The organism is Vibrio cionasavignyae (assembly GCF_050337155.1).
Taxonomy (GTDB): Bacteria; Pseudomonadota; Gammaproteobacteria; order Enterobacterales; family Vibrionaceae; genus Vibrio; species Vibrio nomapromontoriensis.
In genome coordinates this window covers 67,892-86,262 of record NZ_JAKJSR010000027.1, presented here as the reverse complement: position 1 = coordinate 86,262, position 18,371 = coordinate 67,892, and the positions used below count along the sequence as shown (strand labels likewise).

Genomic DNA, 18,371 nt, shown 5'->3' with positions numbered 1-18,371 from the left:
AATCCTTGTCTCTTGCTAATATTGCGTCTGGTCGGCATTCTACTCATTGACAGTATGGTATGTGTCAGCGAAATTGTATGTTCTAGTCAAAAAGCGCAGCAGCGCCCAGTAAGCAGGCGTCATGGTTGCCTTTTGCTTTGGTGATAGTGACTTGAAAGACCGCGGGTTTGTTTGCTATGTAGCGCCTTATCCTTTCAATATATCCATCGGCAAGGCCAACGCCACCACCAATGACGATAATATCTAAGTCTAGGCTGGCTTTTAAATTGCTGCATACGGTGGCAATGGCTTGCGCGCTACTGTCAATAATAGCGTTAGCTTGTGTGTCGTGGTGAGCTCGTTGGAATAATTCAACATTAGTGATACAAGCCGATATTTGTTGGCGAGCCACCTTTTGTATTGCGGTGCCGGAGGCTAGGGCTTCAACACAGCCTTGTAGACCACATCCACATAAAGGCCCGTTTGGGTCAACAACCATATGACCAATATGTCCCGCGAAATTGTTGTGGCCTCGATGGAGCTTTCCATCGATGATGAGTCCACCGCCAACACCAGTCGATACTGTGAGGTATGCCATATTGTTAGCGCCATGACCAATATGTAAATATTCATACCAAGCGGCGGCTTGCGCGTCGTTTAGCATGAGCGTTGGTTTATTGGTCGCTTTTTCCAGTGCTTGCTGAAGGGGAAATGGGGTAGGGAAGGCGAGTGTATCGGGGTTGATGGCGCTGATACCTTGCTCGGTGACTAGGCCTGTTGTCGACACGCCGATTTTATCCACCTGGTTAAGCCACGTTTGGCAGTGTTCGAGAATGTAGCCAGCAAACTGCTCTGCTGAAAGCGCACGGGTGGTAGGAATCTGTATTCGTTCGTCAAGTTGCCCGTCTTTAATCAATCCCAGAGCAATCTTTGTGCCCCCAATATCGATAGCAAGGGTGTTCATTAGTGTACCTCGGCAGCGCGCGTAGCTTGATTAAACCAACCAGTCACGACTTCTAGTCTTGTGAGGGCAGAACCAACGGTGACTGCCGTGGCGCCGCATTCAATGGCCTTGGCGGCGAGTTCTGGTGTGTTATATCGACCTTCCGCCATTGTAAAGAATCCCGCCTGCGAAAACTGTCTAACAAGTTCAAAATCTGGCTCAGTAGGTTCGACGTCACCGACATAACCCGATAGGGTAGAACCAATGATTTCAACACCATGTTCATGAGCCCAGCGCCCATCTTCAAAGCAGGCGCTATCTGCCATCGCAAAGCAGCCCGATTTTTTGATAGTAGCGATAATGGATTCTCTGCTTTCTGGTCTTGGTCTGTCGGTGGAGTCAAAGGCAATAATGGTCGCGCCAGCCTCGGCCAATGCGGTCACATCACTGCAGTATGGCGTGATTCTTATCGAGCTATCGACTAGGTCTCGCTTCACAATTCCAATGATTGGTATACCCACGTGAGCCGAAACCGCTTTAACATTACGGACACTTTCAATTCTTAACGCTCGAGCCCCTGCTTGTTCGGCGGCTTGAGCCATCGCCACCACAATCTCGGTTTTAGCAAGCGGGCTGCCATCTACAGGTTGTATAGAAACGACAGTCTGTCCGTTAAGAATTCCTTTTAAATCATTGATGTTAATCGCTTTATCTCTCACGGTGGACCTCTCAAATCAAGTGTTACTACAAAAAAATGTAAATGGACAAGGGCACTAGATGAGTACTTTGAATGTTATCTGGTTCGAATATCTGCCCGTGATCACATTTTGTTAAATCTAGGTTTGAAAATAATCTTCACCGCTATGATAATCCATAACGAAGATTTTTTTCAAACAAAATAAAATTTTTTTTTTGAAAGTGGTGAAATCAGGTAGAAAATAAATATAAGGGAACAATATGAAAGCCATGAACAAAATTACCATCGCGATGCTGACACTCGGATTTGCAGTTTCAGCACAAGCAGCAACAACACTAAAAATGGGTATGCAGGCGTCGGTTGGATCGGTTGAGTACACGTCAGCTAAATTGCTTGCCGATACCATTGAAGAGCTTAGTGATGGTGAATTGAAACTATCACTTTTTCCAAGCGCACAGCTTGGTGATGACCGAGCAATGTTGCAACAGTTAAGCATGGGCGATTTGGACATTACTTATGCAGAGTTTGGGCGAATGGGTCTTTGGATCCCACGAGCTGAAGCTGTTACGTTGCCTTACGTCGCTAAGGATTACGAGCATCTGCGCCGTATGTTTGAATCGGACTTTGGACAAGGCATCCGTGAGGAAATGCTGACTAAATTTAACTGGCGTGCTTTGGACACATGGTACAACGGTACTCGTGAAACCACATCAAACCGACCATTGGAATCGATCAGTGATTTTAAAGGATTGAAACTTCGTGTTCCAAATGCCAAACCAAACTTGAATTACGCGAAGCTGTCTGGCGCCTCTCCAACACCAATGGCGTTCTCGGAAGTGTATTTGGCACTGCAAACCAATGCGGTAGATGGTCAAGAGAACCCACTTCCAACAATTAAAACGATGAAGTTTTACGAGGTTCAAAAGAACCTAGCCATCACTAATCATATTGTTAACGATCAAATGGTGATCATTTCAGATACGACATGGCAGAAGTTGTCTGATGCAGAGCGTAATGTTGTCACTGAAGCCGTAGCAAAAGCGGGGGCTGCGCATACGGCTTCAGTGAAACAACAAGAAGCTGAATTGGTCGCTTTCTTTGAATCTGAAGGGGTTAACGTCACTTACCCTGATTTGGCACCATTCCGTCAAGCAATGGAGCCACTGTATTCAGAGTTTGAAGCAAAAATTGGTCAGCCGATTGTGAAAAAATTAGCCGGAATGTAAGGACTAAGCCTAAACAATAGGTCGCGATTTACTTTGGTTGTAAACAAGCTTGGCTGGCCATTAGGGGCCAGCCTTGGAGCTAAAAATGTTACGTAAGATTATTGATAATATAGAAGAAATTATAACGGTTCCTCTAATGGCGGTGTTGCTGGCAGTGTTGACGTGGCAAATAGGCACACGATGGCTGTTAAATGACCCATCCCTTTGGAGCGAAGAGTTAGCAAGGCTGCTCTTTATGTATATGTCGTTAATTGGTTGCGCATTGGCAATCAAAAGCGGGTCACACGTCAAAATCACATTTTTCTCGGATAAGCTTTCCTACAATACTCGGTTTGTACTGGCTTTCACTCTGGAACTGGCGGTTTTAGCTTCTATTTTCGCCATCGTCTACCTTGGTTATCAACACGTGCAACGTACCGCATTTTTTGAACTGATTACATTGGAAATATCCAGTAAATGGATGAACTACAGCTTGCCAGTGGGTGGGGCGTTTATGGTGGTTCGCCAAGTGGAAAAAATGGTTCAGCTCGTAAAGGATTTTCGTCGCAACGACGAAGTAGAGTGTGAGCAGAGCTCGCAAACAATGGCTAGGTAGGATTCGATATGGCAGGTTCAATTTTTGGCTGGTTAGCCCTTCTTTTTGCAGGGATGCCAGTAGGCTTCTCACTCATTTTTGTCGCGCTGGTATTTTTGCTATTGACACAAAGTACCGGTATTAACTTCGCTGCTCAGCAAATGCTGGGGGGTATCAATAACTTTACCTTACTTTCTGTTCCGTTCTTTGTATTAACTGGGCACCTAATGAACAGTGCTGGTATTACAGAGCGAATTTTTAATTTCGCCAAATCTATGGTTGGCCACATTACGGGCAGCTTAGGGCATGTCAATATCATGGCAAGCCTGCTGTTTTCTGGAATGTCTGGTTCGGCTTTGGCCGACGCGGGTGGTCTTGGGCAGTTAGAAATTAAGTCGATGAGAGATGCAAAATACGACGACGATTTTGCTGGTGGACTTACGGCGGCATCATGCATTATTGGTCCCCTGGTGCCACCATCGGTTCCGTTAGTTATTTACGGTGTCGTGTCTAATACGTCCATTGGCGCATTGTTTCTCGCAGGTGCAATACCGGGTTTAATGTGCGCGGCATCGCTCATGATTATGAGCTATGTCATTTGTAAGAAACGCGGCTATATGACGCTACCTCGTGCATCTCGCCGAGACCAGTTTAAGTCACTTAAAGAAGCGTTTTTGTCGCTATTAACCCCCGTCATTATTATTGGCGGTATTTTCTCTGGTAAGTTCACACCAACAGAAGCGGCGGTTGTATCCTCTTTATATGCGCTATTTTTGGGTACGGTGGTATATCGTCAATTAACACTTTCTAGTTTTGTACATATTTTAAAAGAAACGGTTAACACCACAGCGGTAGTGGCTCTAATGGTGATGGGTGTAACGGTGTTTGGTTGGATTGTTGCGCGTGAGCAATTGCCACAAATGATGGCGGACTACTTCCTAACCATTAGTGATAACCCTCTGGTTCTATTGTTACTTATCAATTTACTCCTGCTGTTTTTGGGTACGTTTATTGAATCACTGGCACTGTTGCTGTTATTGGTTCCCTTCTTAGTACCCGTCGCGGCCGCGGTCGGTATTGACCCGGTGCATTTCGGTGTCATGGCTATTTTGAATTTAATGATTGGTATTTTGACACCGCCGATGGGGATGGCTTTGTACGTCGTTTCGAAAGTCGGTGACATTCCATTCCACACGTTAACAAGAGGCGTTATTCCATTGTTGGTGCCTTTGTTTATTGTGTTGGCGCTGATTGCGGTGTTCCCTCAATTTACGTTGTTCCTACCAGAACTTATGTTGGGATACGGGCAGTAGCCAAGTAATGAGCCATTTGAGCATTAGGTTATTCAAGTGATCATCACGCTAGTGCTTAAAAAGAAACGAGACCAACTTATAAGATGGAATAGGGACCTCTGTTCCATCGATATGACCAGAATATATAGATGTTATTTTTAAGGGATGAAGATGAAAAAATTGTCAGGCTTAATTGCTGCACCTCATACGCCGTTTGATTCTGCAAATCGCGTGAATCTTGGGGCGATTGATCAGATAGCGGCACACCTTATTGAACAGGGCGTTACTGGCGCATACATTTGTGGAACCACAGGTGAAGGGATCCACTGCTCGGTCGAAGAGCGAAAAATCATTGCCAAGCGCTGGGAGAAAGCGGCGGATGGTAAGTTAGATCTAATTGTACATACCGGGGCGTTGAGCATTGTTGATACATTAGAATTGACTCGCCATGCCGACACGCTTGATATCCTAGCGACATCTGCGATTGGCCCCTGCTTTTTTAAGCCGGGTAATGTAGAGGATTTGGTTGAATATTGTGCTCAAGTTGCGGCGGCTGCACCGTCGAAGGGCTTCTATTATTATCATTCTGGCATGTCCGGGGTGAATGTTGATTTAGAGCAATTCCTCATTCAAGGAAATGAACGCATTCCTAATCTGTCTGGCGCTAAGTTCAATCATAGTGACCTTTATGAGTATCAACGTTGCGTGCGTGTGGCTGGTGGGAAATTTGACGTACCGTTTGGAGTTGATGAGTTCTTGCCTGCCGGTCTAGCGGTGGGGGCAGTCAGCGCGGTGGGTAGCACCTATAACTACGCAGCGCCTTTATATTTAGCGATCATTGAAGCGTTTAATCGTGGTGATCAAGCGCAGGTTAGCGCTCTAATGGATAAGGTTATCGCCATTATTCGGGTATTAGTTGAGTACGGTGGTGTCGCTGCAGGTAAAGCGGCCATGGCGTTACATGGTATTGATGTTGGTGATCCTCGTTTGCCTATTCGCGCTTTAACGACAACACAGAAAGCCGATGTTATAGCAAAAATGCGAGATGCTGATTTCTTATAAACCCCGTTTTCTAAGAATTTAAGTCTGTAATGAGCGATACAAAGAGGGGCATCGTTCCACGGAAAATCCCCTTTTTGTATGGTTTCCAACCATTAAATTGCAGCTTTATTTGTTGAATCTACTAATTTACTGCTTAAATACTTAGGGCTATGTCATTGTTTTCCTGAGTCTGCTATTTTTACGCTAGCAGAAGCTATGCCAACATGAGAAAGAGGCTATTGTGAATTCGCCTAAAAACCTTTTAGTCAGGATGCGCTCTAATATTGAGCCGTTGAGTAAAAAACTAAGAATCGTCGCTGATTACATCATAGAAAATGCGCATGACGTGCAGTTTCAAACGATCACCGATCTTGCCAAGAATACTCAAACCAGTGAAGCGACAGTAGTCCGGCTGTGCCGTGATATGGGGTACAAAGGGTATTCTGATTTTCGTATGGCGCTTGCGATAGATTTAAGCCAAACCGCGACGCGCAATGCCCCCATCGTTGATGGAGACGTATGCGATGTGTCTGCTCAAAATGCGGTAGCAAGTTTACAAGATACCGCCAAGCTCATAGATAGAAAATCATTAGACCGAATCTGTACCCTTGTTCATAAAGCCAGTTTTATTAGCTGTGTAGGGGTCGGCGCATCGAGTATTGTAGGGCGTTACTTGTCATTTCGATTACTAAGAATTGGCAAAAAGGTCACTATGTATGAAGATACTCATCTTGCAGCGATGAACGCCGTTCGCTGTAGTGAGGGCGATTTATGGATATCGGTGTCCAGTTCGGGTTCAACCAAAGAAGTGGTCCATGCCGCCACGCAAGCCTACAAACGCAATATCCCAGTGATTGCGTTAACGAATATTAGTCATAGCCCATTATCGGCTATTTCGAGCGAAATGTTGGTTGCCGCAAGGCCAGAAGGCCCCTTGACTGGCGGCGCTTTTGCGTCAAAAGTGGGCGCATTGTTGCTGGTGGATGTGTTAGTCAATAAGCTTCTTGAAACCTACCCTGAATACTCAGAATCCGTACAAGAAACTGCGGAAGTGGTTATGCCTCTAATGACGAGTTAGTACTCTGATTATATAAATTTAATAAGCTCGCTTCGGCGGGCTTTTCTTTTATGTCCCACTTGGTTTACACCTTCACCGCCAAAATTCTTGCTATTTTCAATAAAGATTATTTTTTTGTTAAATCGATCTTGTAAAAATTATTTTTTTTGATTAATACTGTGTATGAAAGTTAAACAAACGACGTTCATGTTGGCTGGAGCGTTGTTGGCATCATGGTATAAATAAAAGGAATAATTAGAATGGACAATCTCACTAAACGCCGTGCCCGAATCCCGGCTCTCGCAACTTCACTCCTTGGTAGTCTCACACTTTTATGTAGCGCATCGCTATATGCCAACCAGCAATGGCCGGATCTGCCGGTTGGTTTTAAAAGTGGCGTTGGTGTCCAGGTTGACAACAAGCTTTACGTCGGACTTGGCTCAGCAGGTAAAGGATTTTATATGCTTGACCTTGATAATGTATCGCAAGGTTGGAGAGAACAAGCGACGTTTACAGGCCCTTCTCGTAGTGGTGCAACCGCGACAGTCGTTGATAATAATATTTATATATTTGGTGGCTCAGGAAAGCAAAGTGTTAACGATGCTGCTCCTGTTTTGTTTGATACGGTGTACCGCTATGACATTAAGAGCAATGAGTGGTCGCAGGTTGAGACGCAAACTCCAGTCGGCCTATTGGGAGCAGCGTCTTATTCTCCCGATGGGAAGCAGGTGCTGTTTTTTGGCGGTTACAACAAGGGTTACTTTGACCAATATCTTTCAGACATTAACGCAACCGATAAGAAAACACAGCCTAAAAAGTGGCAGAAAATTGTTGACGATTACATGGGAATGAAGCCGCTAGATTATAAATGGAATCAGAATGTGTTGAGCTACTCTCCCCAAACTGGACGTTGGGATGACTTAGGGGCTTCACCGTTTATTCCTAATTGTGGCTCTGCCATTGTAACGAAAGGGCCAATGGCAACATTAATCAGCGGTGAAATTAAACCGGGGCTGAGAACGGCTGAGGTGAAACAATTCCAGTTTGGCGCAGAGCAACCATGGGTAAGTTTGCATGATCTTCCTCAACCTACAGGCCAGGGTGTGCAAGAAGGGGTAGCAGGGGCATACGCAGGTGAAAGTAATGGTGCCATGATTGTGGCTGGCGGGGCGAATTTCCGCGGAGCCAAAGGTGCGTTTGAGCAAGGTAACATGTTTGCCCATAACGGATTTGGCAAAGCATTTAACCGAGAAACCTACGTGCTCTCTAATGGGCTCTGGTCACAATCGACAAGTTTACCGCACGGTCTGGCTTATGGTGCGTCATTTACCACTGATAAAGGCGTATTAGTCATTGGGGGAGAAGATCAGCAACGTGAGGCTCGTAAAGAAGTGTACTTACTGTCTTGGGATGGTAAATCGGTTCAAGTGACGAATTAGGAGCGCACCATGACTCTGTCCATAACCGCTTATCCAGATTTTCCCATCGCTATAAAAAATGGTGTCGCGGCGCGTGTTGGTCAGCGAGTCTTTGCTGGGCTAGGAAGCGCTGGAACACAACTTTTTTATTTAGATTTAGAGATGTTGCATCAAGGTTGGCAGCCGTTGCCCACCTTTCCTGCTTCAGAGCGAAACGACGCAGTTATGGTGGCGACCGAACACCGTATTTGGGTATTTTCTGGTGCCGGATTAGCCGAAAACAGCTTTACAACTCAAGTGCTGACGGATGGATATTATTTAGAGGTTGGTGCATCCGTTGCCTTCGAGGAAAGTCAGTGGCTTAGAGTGTCTTCAGATACCCCTGTTGGATTGCTAGGTGCTAATGCCTGTGAGATTAGTCCTGACAAAATCGCATTTTTTGGCGGCTATAACAAACCGTTGTTTGATGATTTTGTTCGGCGGTTATCTTTAATCGATCCGCACGAAGATCCCGTTAAACATCAAGCGACGTTAGTCGAATATATGTCAATGGCACCAGAAGATTACCAATGGAATCAGGATGTGTGGTTGTTCGACTGCCAAACTCAAACGTGGCAAGTCTTAATGAAAAATCCATACCCCGCTAATTGCGGTGCCAGTTTGATTCATGATGGGCATAAGGTGGTTTTAATTGAAGGCGAAGTGAAACCAGGGCTACGCAGCACTCAAGTTAAACAGTTCACGTTCCATCCTCGCCATCCAGTCGTTAGCCATTTATTGCCCTGTATTCAGCAGTCGTTTCCGAAACATGAAGGTGTAGCGGGTGCTTTTTCCGGACTAACAATTTCTGGGTATTTAGTGGCGGGTGGCGCTTACTTTATTGGTAGTCAACAAAGGGCGAAAGAGAAGCAGTGGTATACCCATCAGGGGTTAACCAAGACCTATTGCGACGATGTGTGGTTATTTTCTGCTAGGCAATGGCAGCGCATAGGCCGGTTGCCCCGTGCATGTGCATACGGGATGAGTGTCTCGACAGATCTGGGTATGTTAGTTATCGGGGGAGAAGACGGTAAGGGGCATGCGTCGACGCAATGTGCGCTTTTGCAAGTCGTTAAGTAAGTCGAGAGTTATTGCCAACAATATTTAAACGATAAACACTTTGTGAGTATCCTCACGGGATACTCGATGTCTGTGGTGGTGCGTGTCGTTTTCTGTATCAACAAGGAGAAAGACAGTGCAAGAATTTATAAAGTCAATAAAAGGGATGACAGATTTAATGAAAGTGGCGTGGCTGGCATCGTTGCTGTTTACGCTATTACTAATAACGTCACCAGCGAATGCTATCGCCCCAAATATTCGAGATGTGGTGGTTTTTAAAGGGGGAGAAGGAGGCAGCAGCCACTTTAGAATACCATCAATGATCGTCGCTGCTGATGGTTCACTCGTGGCGTTTGCCGAAGGTCGCGGTACATCGGGGGATCCCGGCAATGGCGTAGCGACCAGTATAAAAAGCCGACGTTCAGTGGATAACGGTCAAACATGGTCCGCTTATCAGGCGATCCATGAAGTGTCTGGTCAGGCGTTTTCTGATCCTAGACCTATTTTAGATTCCACTTCAGGGCGGTTGTTTGTTTTTTATACGCAGTGGGATATCGATTGCGCTCAAAATGGCAACTGCGTGCCGTTTGATGACCCCAACCATAAATTGCTTTATCGCGTGAGTGATGATCATGGTCAGACGTGGTCTACCGCGACGGATGTGTTGGACCAAGTTCGCGATGTGAACTGGTTTGCTAACGGAGATGCGGCTATTAATGGTAGAGCAACATGGTCACTAACACCGGCATCGAGTGTCATTACCCAAGCAAACAGCAACGGTTGGGAGTTAGGGTGGCAGTCAAGAGTGGCAAATGGCTCTTGTAACGTTCAATACTACGGTAATGGTAATACGCGATTTTTGGTTGATTTAGTCGTGAACGAGGACAAGTCAGTCAAAGCGGTGTTGTACGCGAATGGTCAAAATCTCGAGTACCCGTTAGGTTTCGATATTGGTGGTTACCATGATTATCGTATTACTAGCGATGGAACTCATGCGAGTTTCTATGTCGATGGTACGTTAATTGCCAGCCAATGGGCTGGACAATCACACAGCTCGAAAACAGTCACGTGGGGGAATGGCTGTTCTTCCACGCAAGGAAGTTCAGCGTATAAATCGGTTTCATTCACCGTGGCGAATGTATTACAGGGTGATTTTAATGCCAGTTTAATGCGACGTGAAAATGGCAATGTGGTTAATCATCCAGGTGAGCAGGGATGGACTAAAACAGGTGCAAGCGGTGGGAAAGGTGATCCTGGATGGAAGAGCATTAACGCCGGCCCAGGTCAAGGTATTCAATTGACATCAGGTCGGTTAATTTTCCCTGCTATTGCTCTTGATGCGTTCTCCCATCTTTCAGTAGTTTCTATATATAGTGATGACCATGGCACAACTTGGCACGCAGGCCAGCAAACCCCGACCTATGCTCAAGAGCCAAGTGAGGCAGATATGGTGCAGCTCAATGATGGACGGTTGCTCATGTCTGCTCGTAACGATGGCGTCACTGGGACGGGTAACTTTAATCGTTACCACTATATTAGTGAAGACGATGGGATAAGTTGGGTTGAAGTTAAAGAAACGCGCAACTCAGTAAATGGTTCGATTTTTTTCAAATTGGATCAAGTGGATATCGGCTTGGCTCGTTACGGCGACAATCGAGTGCTCATGTCAGGGCCGCAAGGAAACGGTGCAATCAGTTCTGATAGAAACGATCTGGCAATATGGAGTGCAGTAGATAACGGCAGCGGTGTTTACGATTTCACGCAGCGTACTCAATTTAGAGATGGCTATAGTGCCTATTCAGATATTGTCGTATTGCAAGATTTAGGTGTGAATGGTGATGAAACCCTAGGGGTCATTTATGAAGCCGCATCCAGTACGGAAATTCGAGTGATGATTATTGATGTCAATGTCGTCAACTAATTAACGAACGGTCAAGTTACCAATCAGTAAATTACAAGCCAATAAAAAGCCAGTAGGATTCTACTGGCTTTCTTTCTATATAGAGAAATTAATGAACTTGATAGACAAACTAATGAACATGTTTGCTATGACCGAGTTATGCGTGAAGCGTTACTTCTCTGATGGAGCGTCTTGTTCTGGCGCGTTTACGTCATTGCTTGGCGCTGGTTCAGCAAACACTTCAACTGGTTTTGCGACAATGCTACGTGTTTCTAAATTCACATCTGACAGCACGACTTTGAGTGTGTCGCCTAGTCGGTAAACGAGGTTTTTATCGATCGACACGGTGCCATTTTCGTTATTACTTACAATACGTTCTTTGTTATTCACAATGAGCGAGTTTGGAATAAACACCGCTGCGCCATTTTCTGTTAAACGGGCACGCATGCCAGCGCGGTTAATATCGAATATTTCCGCAGTGAACTCGGTGCCATTTTTAGGTTCATTGACCAACGTACGTGCATAGAGCCAATCACCCACTGTACGCTCCGCCATTCTATGGTGCTTACGGTGGATTGCCAGTTCATCACCTAATACATCATCAGGCTTTTGGGTTGGCTCAGTTTGAGTGATATGTGCTTTAAGAAGACGGTGGTTGACCATATCGCCGTATTTACGGATTGGTGATGTCCAAGTTGCGTAGACATCAAGTCCCATCGCGTAGTGAGGAAGTGGCTCATTACCCACTTCGCTATAGGCTTGGTACTTGCGAACGCGGTTATCCAAATAACTTGAGTCTAACCCACCCAAATCACGACGTAATGCAGCAAAACCTTCTAATGACGTGATTTGCTCATCGGTGTAGATAGGCTCTTCGTTTACTGGATTAACCAACTCGAGTACGTCTTTAATTTTCTCTGCTTTAAAACCTGCGTGAGTATTGAAGACGCCAAAGCCAAACGCTTCTTTTAACGTACGACCCGCACAAATATTAGCAGTGATCATGGCTTCTTCAACGAGACGGTTAGCACAACGTCGTGAGTCAGCGTGAATAGCGATAACATCATTATCTTCGCTCAATTCAAAGCGGTAATCTGGGCGGTCAGGGAAAACCACTGCGTTATTTTCACGCCATGCTGCGCGAGCTAAAGAGAAGTCGTAGAGGTCACGGACAACCGTCGCGATTTCATCAGTTGGTTGCCAAGTCTCACTTGAACCTGTCTCTAACCAATCGGATACGTGTTGGTAAGCCAATCTTGCATGAGATTTCATGGTTGCCGCAAAGAATTTGATGTCATCTTGAATAACGCCATCTTTATCTACGGTGACCGAGCAGCAAAGTGCTGGGCGCAGTTCATTTTCAATCAGTGAGCAGACATCGTCAGCGAGATCGCGAGGAAGCATTGGAATATTGCGACCTGGCAGATAGATGGTGTAGCCACGTTGGCGAGCCACAACGTCCATTTCATCTTCAGGTGTAATATAAGCGGTAGGATCAGCGATGGCGATGGTGACTTCAAAGTCGCCATTGTCTTTTTTCTTCGCATACAGCGCGTCATCCATGTCTTTGGTAGACTCACCGTCAATGGTAACAAATGGCATGGCTGTCAGATCAGTACGCTCTAATGCTGAGTCGTCTTTGATTTCCCAAGACTCTAAACCAGTCGGTTCACTGTTAGGTAAATCATTTTGCGCTAAGGTTACCCACCAAGGCGCAATTTTGTCGTCGCCATCGGTGATCTTCTTAGAAATTTCAACTAAGAAACCGTTGTCCCCTTTTAAAGGGTGGTTGATAACGTGTGCAACAACCCAATCGCCTTCATTAAGGTCATCGGCTTTGATGCCCTTTTGAGTTTTCGCTTTCAGTGATAGCTTTTTAAGGGCAGGGTGGTCGGGTGTGACATTGAGACGGCCCTTAAAGCGTTTTACTCGTCCAATAAAACGAGTGACACCTTGCTCTACCAGTTCTTGTGGTTCTGCTAATTCACGATCATTTTCAGTTCGGATAATGGCCACGACTTTATCACCATGCATACATTTCTTCATTTGCGGTGGTGGAATAAAGAAACTGGTTTTAGCATCAACTTCTAAAAAGCCAAAACCTTTCTCGGTTGCCTTGATTGTGCCTTCTTTTTTAGGAAGGTTCTCTTGAATCTGCTGTTTGAGTTGAGCGAGTAGCGGGTTATCTTGAAACATGTATCTACTTCTTAGCAATGAAAGTGCCAACACTATACCCAAAGGCTAGGTTATTGCCTAGTTGAAACTCAAGGGTGAAAGCGCAGTAATATAAGAGGGGAACGCTTAAAAAGTTGCCAATTCGATTGTACATTACTCAATAATGACGATGTATGAAGAAAATTGTGATGTATTTCAATTTTTTCTGGCTTTTTTTGTGCATTTAGGGAATAATCCGCCTCCTTGTTTACGTCCCTAGTGGCTTGATGCGATTTGTCACTTTTCCGCATCTGAATGGAATCAGCTCTTATCTATTGTCATTTCGACAGTATTGGATCAGTTTGGAATTGGTAGAGCTCATGGGACCTGTGTTTATATTTACTTTAATGGGATCCCAATGCAAGATTCTGTAATTCAATTCAATGAATTAGCGCTTAACGAAAACATCCTTTCAGCTCTAGACTCTATGGGCTTTGTATCGCCAACTCCAATCCAGGCGGCTGCAATTCCTCTATTACTAGAAGGAAGAGATGCGTTAGGTAAAGCTCAGACGGGTACGGGCAAGACAGCAGCATTCTCTTTGCCGCTTCTTAACAAAATCGATCTTAACCAGCACAAACCTCAAGCGATCATCATGGCTCCTACACGTGAGCTTGCGATTCAGGTTGCTGCTGAAATCAAAAACCTTGGTCGTGATATCAAAGGTTTGAAAGTTTTAGAGATCTACGGTGGTGCTTCTATCGTTGATCAAATGCGTGCTCTAAGCCGCGGTGCTCACATTGTTGTGGGTACACCTGGTCGTGTTAAAGACCTTCTAACTCGTGACCGTCTACACCTAGACCAAGCTCACACATTCGTTCTTGATGAAGCGGATGAGATGCTAAAAATGGGCTTCGTTGACGACGTTACTTGGATTCTAGAAAAAGCGCCAGAAACAGCACAACGCGTTCTGTTCTCTGCAACTATGCCTCCAATGGTAAAAACAATTGTTGACCGCTACTTGCGTGATCCAGCACGTGTTGACGTTGCAGGTACTAACCACACGGTTGATAAAGTTGCTCAAAACTACTGGGTAGTGAAAGGCGTAGAAAAAGACGAAGCAATGGCTCGTCTACTAGAAACTGAAGAGACTGATGCTTCTATCGTTTTCGTTCGTACTCGTCAAGATACTGAGCGTCTAGCGGATTGGCTAAGTGCACGTGGCTTTAGCGCTGCAGCACTACACGGCGATATTCCTCAATCTCAACGTGAGCGTACTGTTGACAACATTAAACAGGGTTCAATCGATATCCTAGTAGCAACAGACGTTGTTGCTCGTGGTCTTGATGTGCCACGTATCACTCACGTATTTAACTACGACATCCCATTTGATGTTGAGTCATACATTCACCGTATCGGTCGTACTGGTCGTGCTGGACGTAAGGGTAAAGCTATCCTTCTTGTTCGCACAAACCAAATCCGTATGCTGCGTACGATTGAGCGTGTAACTAAGTCTCAAATGGAAGAGATTCAACTTCCTCCTCGTGATCAAGTTGCAGAAGCTCGTCTAGTTAAGCTTGGTGCTGAGCTAGAAAAAGAGAAAGAACACAAGTCACTAGAAAACTTTGCTGAGCTAGTTGAAAAGCTACAAGAAAGTCTAGAAATCGATGCAGCAACACTTGCAGCGATTCTACTTAAGCGTCAACAAGGTAAGCGTCCATTGTTCTACGTTGGTCCAGATCCAATGATCGAAGCGATTGAACGTGACAAGAAGCGTCGTAAAGAGCGTCGTGATAACCCGGATGCTGGCCGTGATGGTCGTCGTAGCTTCAACACTCAAGATTGGGATACATACCAACTTCAAGTGGGTCGTGAGCAAGGCGTTCAAGTTAAAGACATCGTTGGCGCACTAGCGAACGAACTTGGTCTGACTAAAGGCTCGATCGGTGCTATCAAGCTAGATAAAGGCCAAACTTACGTTCAACTGCCTAAGCAAATGACATCTGACGTTGCTGGTAAACTTCGTAAGCTTCGTATTCGTCAGAAAGAAGTAGGCGCTGTAGTTGTTGAATTCAACGACTTCCGTGAATCTCGCGGTCCTCGTCGTGACGGCGGTCGTGATAACCACCGTGGTGCACGTCGTGAAGGCCATCGTGGTCAACGTGACGGCAACCGTGAAGGCGGTCGCGAAGGCGGCGGCTACCGTGGTAACCGTGACGGTGCCAACCGTGGTCAACGCGCTGAAGGTGAACGTCGTTTCGACCGTAACCGTGGCGGCGACCACCGTGGTAGCCACCGTGGTGAGCGTGGTCAATCACGTAACACTGAGTCTTAATGCGATTGAGCATTAAACACTAATTGAAGGCCGAGCGAATGCTCGGCTTTTTTGTGCCTATAAGATTCGCACATGCAGACTGTTAACCCAAAAGGGTTAGGTTCTTTGATTAAATTCAATGGGTGAATTAATTTAAATATTGATCATCATCAACAAATGTCATTTTGATACAAATGTTTATTTAAAAGAAAGTTGAAAGATTCAAAAATTATTGAATAATACGTGTAGAATATATTAGGAAGGCGTTCTTCCACTAATGCTCAATAACAGGATACATTTTCGCATGTCTGATTCGTTTGTTCTCGTCATCAACTCTGGTAGTTCATCTCTCAAGTTTGCCGTTATCGATTCTCAAAGCGGTGAGGCAGTCTTAAGTGGCTTGGGTGAATGTTTTGGTCTAGCCGATGCTCGTATGAGTTGGAAACTTAACGGGCAAAAATCCGAAATCGCAGTAGAAGGTGAAGAAAACCATCACAAGCTAGCAATCGGTAAGTTAGTTGGTTTAACGGAAGAGTTAGGTTTAGCGAGTAACATCGTTGCAATCGGTCATCGTATTGTTCACGGTGGTGAGAAATTTACTAAGACAGTACGTATTGATGAAGCAGTAACTGCAGAAATTGAAAAACTTGCCGATCTTGCACCATTGCATAATCCAGCGGGCGCTATTGGTATTCGTGCTGCAATCGAAGCGTTCCCAGCGCTTCCTCAATTTGCAGTATTTGATACGGCTTTCCACCAGACAATGCCTGAAAAAGCGTTCACAGGTGCTATCGCGAGTGAATTGTATTCTGAATATGGTATCCGTCGTTACGGCTTCCACGGGACTAGCCATTACTTCGTTAGCCGAGAAGCTGCGAAAATGCTTAACAAGCCAGTAGAAGAATCAAGCTTTATCTCTGTTCACCTTGGCAATGGCGCATCTGTATGTGCCATTAGTAACGGTAACAGTGTGGATACGTCTATGGGCTTTACCCCGTTATCAGGTTTGATGATGGGCACACGCTGTGGTGACCTTGACCCAGGAATTATTGAATTCTTGATGAAGAAAGGCTGGAGCCAAGAGAAGGTGTTTGAGACGCTTAATAAGAAGTCTGGTTTCTTAGGCGTGTCTGGTATCACTTCTGACGCTCGTGGCGTGCTAGAAGCGATGGAGGACGGTCATGAGGGTGCTAAGCTAGCGTTTGAAGTCTTTACATACCGTGTGGCGAAGTACATTGGTTCTTACCTGATTCCGCTTGACCACTTAGATGCAGTGATCTTCACGGGCGGCATTGGTGAAAACTCGCTTCCTATCCGTCGCGAGATCATGCGTAACCTTAAGCTACTAGGTTTTGTTGAAGACGAAAAAGGCAACGAAGCTGCTCGTTTTGGCGCGGCAGGCATCATTGGTAAATCAGAATTGCTAGGCGCAGTGGCTTTAGTTGTGCCAACTAATGAAGAATTCGTAATTGCTCAGCAGTCGGTAGAACTACTGTAAATTAAGCGATAACAAAGACGATGTGAAAGCGAGCCCAAGTGGCTCGCTTTTTTGATTCTAAATGCCTATAACATCAAAGGATAGGAGGGTTTCATTTTGCTTACGTGCGTGGCCCACAATTAACTTGAGTAGTAGAACTCTAAGAGAATCATCACAATGATTGTAAGTATTAGTCACTCAGTTGCAAAAGCGAACAACATCGTTCGCTTCTTGCCTTGGTGATGTGATTTTAGCCCCGCACTCACCGAACGCTGAATATGAATTATTCGACTTTCGCCATTTCAAGTAATTTAGCCGCAACAAACAGATCTTGAACTGCGATACCTGAACTATCGAAAATAGTAATATCGTCGGTACTTTCACTCCCAACAGCGACGCTGGCAATGACTTTTCCAATTTCTGTAATAGAGGCATTGGTTGTATGCTGGAACTCGCCAATAACAACAGATTGAGACTCGTAGTCACAAAATAGTCTTGCACGCGGGTAGAGTTCAGTTGGTAGCTCTTGCTTGCCAACTTTATCTGCGCCCATCGCAGAGATATGAGTGCCTGGCTGAACCCAATCGGCTTGGAATAATGGCGCTGTCGCTGTCGTAGCGGTAACAATAATATCGGCTTGCTCACAACCATATTGGGCACTGCCTACTTCAGCAGCAATGCCTTTTTTGATGAGTTTTTCAACAAATATGTCGGTATTACTTTTGTTTCTTCCAACAACAACGACCCGAGATATTGGCCTAATGGCGACAATGGCAGACACTTCATACTCAGCTTGATGGCCTGTCCCAAAAACGGTTAATACTGATGCATCTTCTCTAGCTAAGTAATCGACGGCAACTGCATCCGCAGCAGCAGTCCGGTAGGCATTGACTTGACTCGCCGCGACTGCTGCAACTAACTCACCCGTGTCTGGGCTTAATAAAAAAACGGTCGTGCCATGGCAAGGTATGCCATGCTGATGGTTGTCTGGCCAATAGCTTCCGGTTTTCCAACCAACCAAATTTTCGGTACAGGCAGACTTTAGTGAAAACATGGAATCGACTTGTGGACCCTGTGCATTGACGACGGGAAATAACTGCGTCTCGCTGTTTGTTGCGGCGACGAGCGCTTCCTTTACTGCAACATAGGCGAGCTCGTGAGAGATTAATTGTGCTGTTTGTGTTTCGCTTAAATAAATCAT

The 18,371-nt window shown here is 45.4% G+C and carries 14 protein-coding genes; 10 read left to right on the top strand and 4 right to left on the bottom strand.

Annotated features, from left to right (window positions below; all coding sequences use genetic code 11):
- Positions 1-82 precede the first annotated feature (82 nt).
- Both L4D74_RS20645 and L4D74_RS20640 read right to left on the bottom strand, forming a co-directional pair.
- The gene (locus tag L4D74_RS20645; RefSeq protein WP_428754406.1) at positions 83-943 is read right to left on the bottom strand and encodes an N-acetylmannosamine kinase; all 861 of its coding nucleotides are present in this window, start codon (positions 941-943) and stop codon (positions 83-85) included.
- Positions 943-1,626, bottom strand: coding sequence for an N-acetylmannosamine-6-phosphate 2-epimerase (locus tag L4D74_RS20640; RefSeq protein ID WP_428754418.1), 684 nt, complete (start codon positions 1,624-1,626; stop codon positions 943-945). The genes L4D74_RS20645 and L4D74_RS20640 overlap by 1 nt, the downstream gene beginning before the upstream one ends.
- A 253-nt stretch (positions 1,627-1,879) precedes the next feature.
- Here L4D74_RS20640 and L4D74_RS20635 point away from each other — a divergent pair, with 253 nt between their 5' ends.
- The 8 genes from L4D74_RS20635 (at position 1,880) to L4D74_RS20600 (ending at position 11,246) form a co-directional block, all read left to right on the top strand.
- Positions 1,880-2,845 carry a sialic acid TRAP transporter substrate-binding protein SiaP gene (locus L4D74_RS20635; RefSeq protein WP_265673834.1) on the top strand — a complete coding sequence of 322 codons (966 nt, stop codon included), beginning with the start codon at positions 1,880-1,882 and terminating at the stop codon, positions 2,843-2,845.
- Between the two features lie 73 nt (positions 2,846-2,918).
- On the top strand, positions 2,919-3,440 hold the full coding sequence (locus L4D74_RS20630; protein ID WP_265673835.1) for a TRAP transporter small permease: 522 nt from the start codon (positions 2,919-2,921) through the stop codon (positions 3,438-3,440).
- An 8-nt stretch (positions 3,441-3,448) separates the two neighbouring features.
- Positions 3,449-4,732, top strand: a complete 1,284-nt coding sequence (locus L4D74_RS20625; RefSeq protein ID WP_265673836.1) for a TRAP transporter large permease — start codon at positions 3,449-3,451, stop codon at positions 4,730-4,732.
- 150 nt (positions 4,733-4,882) lie between these two features.
- Positions 4,883-5,773 carry a dihydrodipicolinate synthase family protein gene (locus tag L4D74_RS20620; RefSeq protein WP_428754405.1) on the top strand — a complete coding sequence of 297 codons (891 nt, stop codon included), beginning with the start codon at positions 4,883-4,885 and terminating at the stop codon, positions 5,771-5,773.
- Between the two features lie 220 nt (positions 5,774-5,993).
- On the top strand, positions 5,994-6,830 hold the full coding sequence (locus tag L4D74_RS20615; protein ID WP_265673838.1) for a MurR/RpiR family transcriptional regulator: 837 nt from the start codon (positions 5,994-5,996) through the stop codon (positions 6,828-6,830).
- Positions 6,831-7,069: 239 nt separating this feature from the next.
- Positions 7,070-8,248, top strand: a complete 1,179-nt coding sequence (locus L4D74_RS20610) for an N-acetylneuraminate epimerase (RefSeq protein ID WP_428754404.1) — start codon at positions 7,070-7,072, stop codon at positions 8,246-8,248.
- A gap of 9 nt (positions 8,249-8,257) precedes the next feature.
- On the top strand, positions 8,258-9,346 hold the full coding sequence (locus L4D74_RS20605) for a YjhT family mutarotase (protein WP_428754403.1): 1,089 nt from the start codon (positions 8,258-8,260) through the stop codon (positions 9,344-9,346).
- A 115-nt stretch (positions 9,347-9,461) separates the two neighbouring features.
- On the top strand, positions 9,462-11,246 hold the full coding sequence (locus L4D74_RS20600) for an exo-alpha-sialidase (RefSeq protein WP_428754402.1): 1,785 nt from the start codon (positions 9,462-9,464) through the stop codon (positions 11,244-11,246).
- Between the two features lie 150 nt (positions 11,247-11,396).
- Here L4D74_RS20600 and rnb read toward each other — a convergent pair whose 3' ends face one another.
- The gene (gene rnb / locus L4D74_RS20595) at positions 11,397-13,421 is read right to left on the bottom strand and encodes an exoribonuclease II (RefSeq protein ID WP_428754401.1); all 2,025 of its coding nucleotides are present in this window, start codon (positions 13,419-13,421) and stop codon (positions 11,397-11,399) included.
- 376 nt (positions 13,422-13,797) lie between these two features.
- Between rnb and L4D74_RS20590 the strand changes: the two genes are divergently transcribed.
- Both L4D74_RS20590 and L4D74_RS20585 read left to right on the top strand, forming a co-directional pair.
- Positions 13,798-15,714: a DEAD/DEAH box helicase gene (locus tag L4D74_RS20590; RefSeq protein ID WP_428754400.1), complete on the top strand. Its 1,917-nt coding sequence runs from the start codon at positions 13,798-13,800 to the stop codon at positions 15,712-15,714.
- 283 nt (positions 15,715-15,997) lie between these two features.
- Positions 15,998-17,191: an acetate/propionate family kinase gene (locus L4D74_RS20585; RefSeq protein WP_428754399.1), complete on the top strand. Its 1,194-nt coding sequence runs from the start codon at positions 15,998-16,000 to the stop codon at positions 17,189-17,191.
- Positions 17,192-17,453: 262 nt separating this feature from the next.
- Here L4D74_RS20585 and L4D74_RS20580 read toward each other — a convergent pair whose 3' ends face one another.
- The gene (locus tag L4D74_RS20580; protein WP_428754398.1) at positions 17,454-18,371 is read right to left on the bottom strand and encodes an ornithine cyclodeaminase family protein; all 918 of its coding nucleotides are present in this window, start codon (positions 18,369-18,371) and stop codon (positions 17,454-17,456) included.

Coding starts and splice junctions, on each gene's coding strand:
- L4D74_RS20645 (WP_428754406.1), bottom strand. CDS start 943: ATGAACACCCTTGCTATCGATATTGGGGGCACAAAGATTGCTCTGGGA.
- L4D74_RS20635 (WP_265673834.1), top strand. CDS start 1,880: ATGAAAGCCATGAACAAAATTACCATCGCGATGCTGACACTCGGATTT.
- L4D74_RS20625 (WP_265673836.1), top strand. CDS start 3,449: ATGGCAGGTTCAATTTTTGGCTGGTTAGCCCTTCTTTTTGCAGGGATG.
- L4D74_RS20620 (WP_428754405.1), top strand. CDS start 4,883: ATGAAAAAATTGTCAGGCTTAATTGCTGCACCTCATACGCCGTTTGAT.
- L4D74_RS20610 (WP_428754404.1), top strand. CDS start 7,070: ATGGACAATCTCACTAAACGCCGTGCCCGAATCCCGGCTCTCGCAACT.
- L4D74_RS20605 (WP_428754403.1), top strand. CDS start 8,258: ATGACTCTGTCCATAACCGCTTATCCAGATTTTCCCATCGCTATAAAA.
- rnb (WP_428754401.1), bottom strand. CDS start 13,421: ATGTTTCAAGATAACCCGCTACTCGCTCAACTCAAACAGCAGATTCAA.
- L4D74_RS20590 (WP_428754400.1), top strand. CDS start 13,798: ATGCAAGATTCTGTAATTCAATTCAATGAATTAGCGCTTAACGAAAAC.
- L4D74_RS20585 (WP_428754399.1), top strand. CDS start 15,998: ATGTCTGATTCGTTTGTTCTCGTCATCAACTCTGGTAGTTCATCTCTC.
- L4D74_RS20580 (WP_428754398.1), bottom strand. CDS start 18,371: ATGATTTATTTAAGCGAAACACAAACAGCACAATTAATCTCTCACGAG.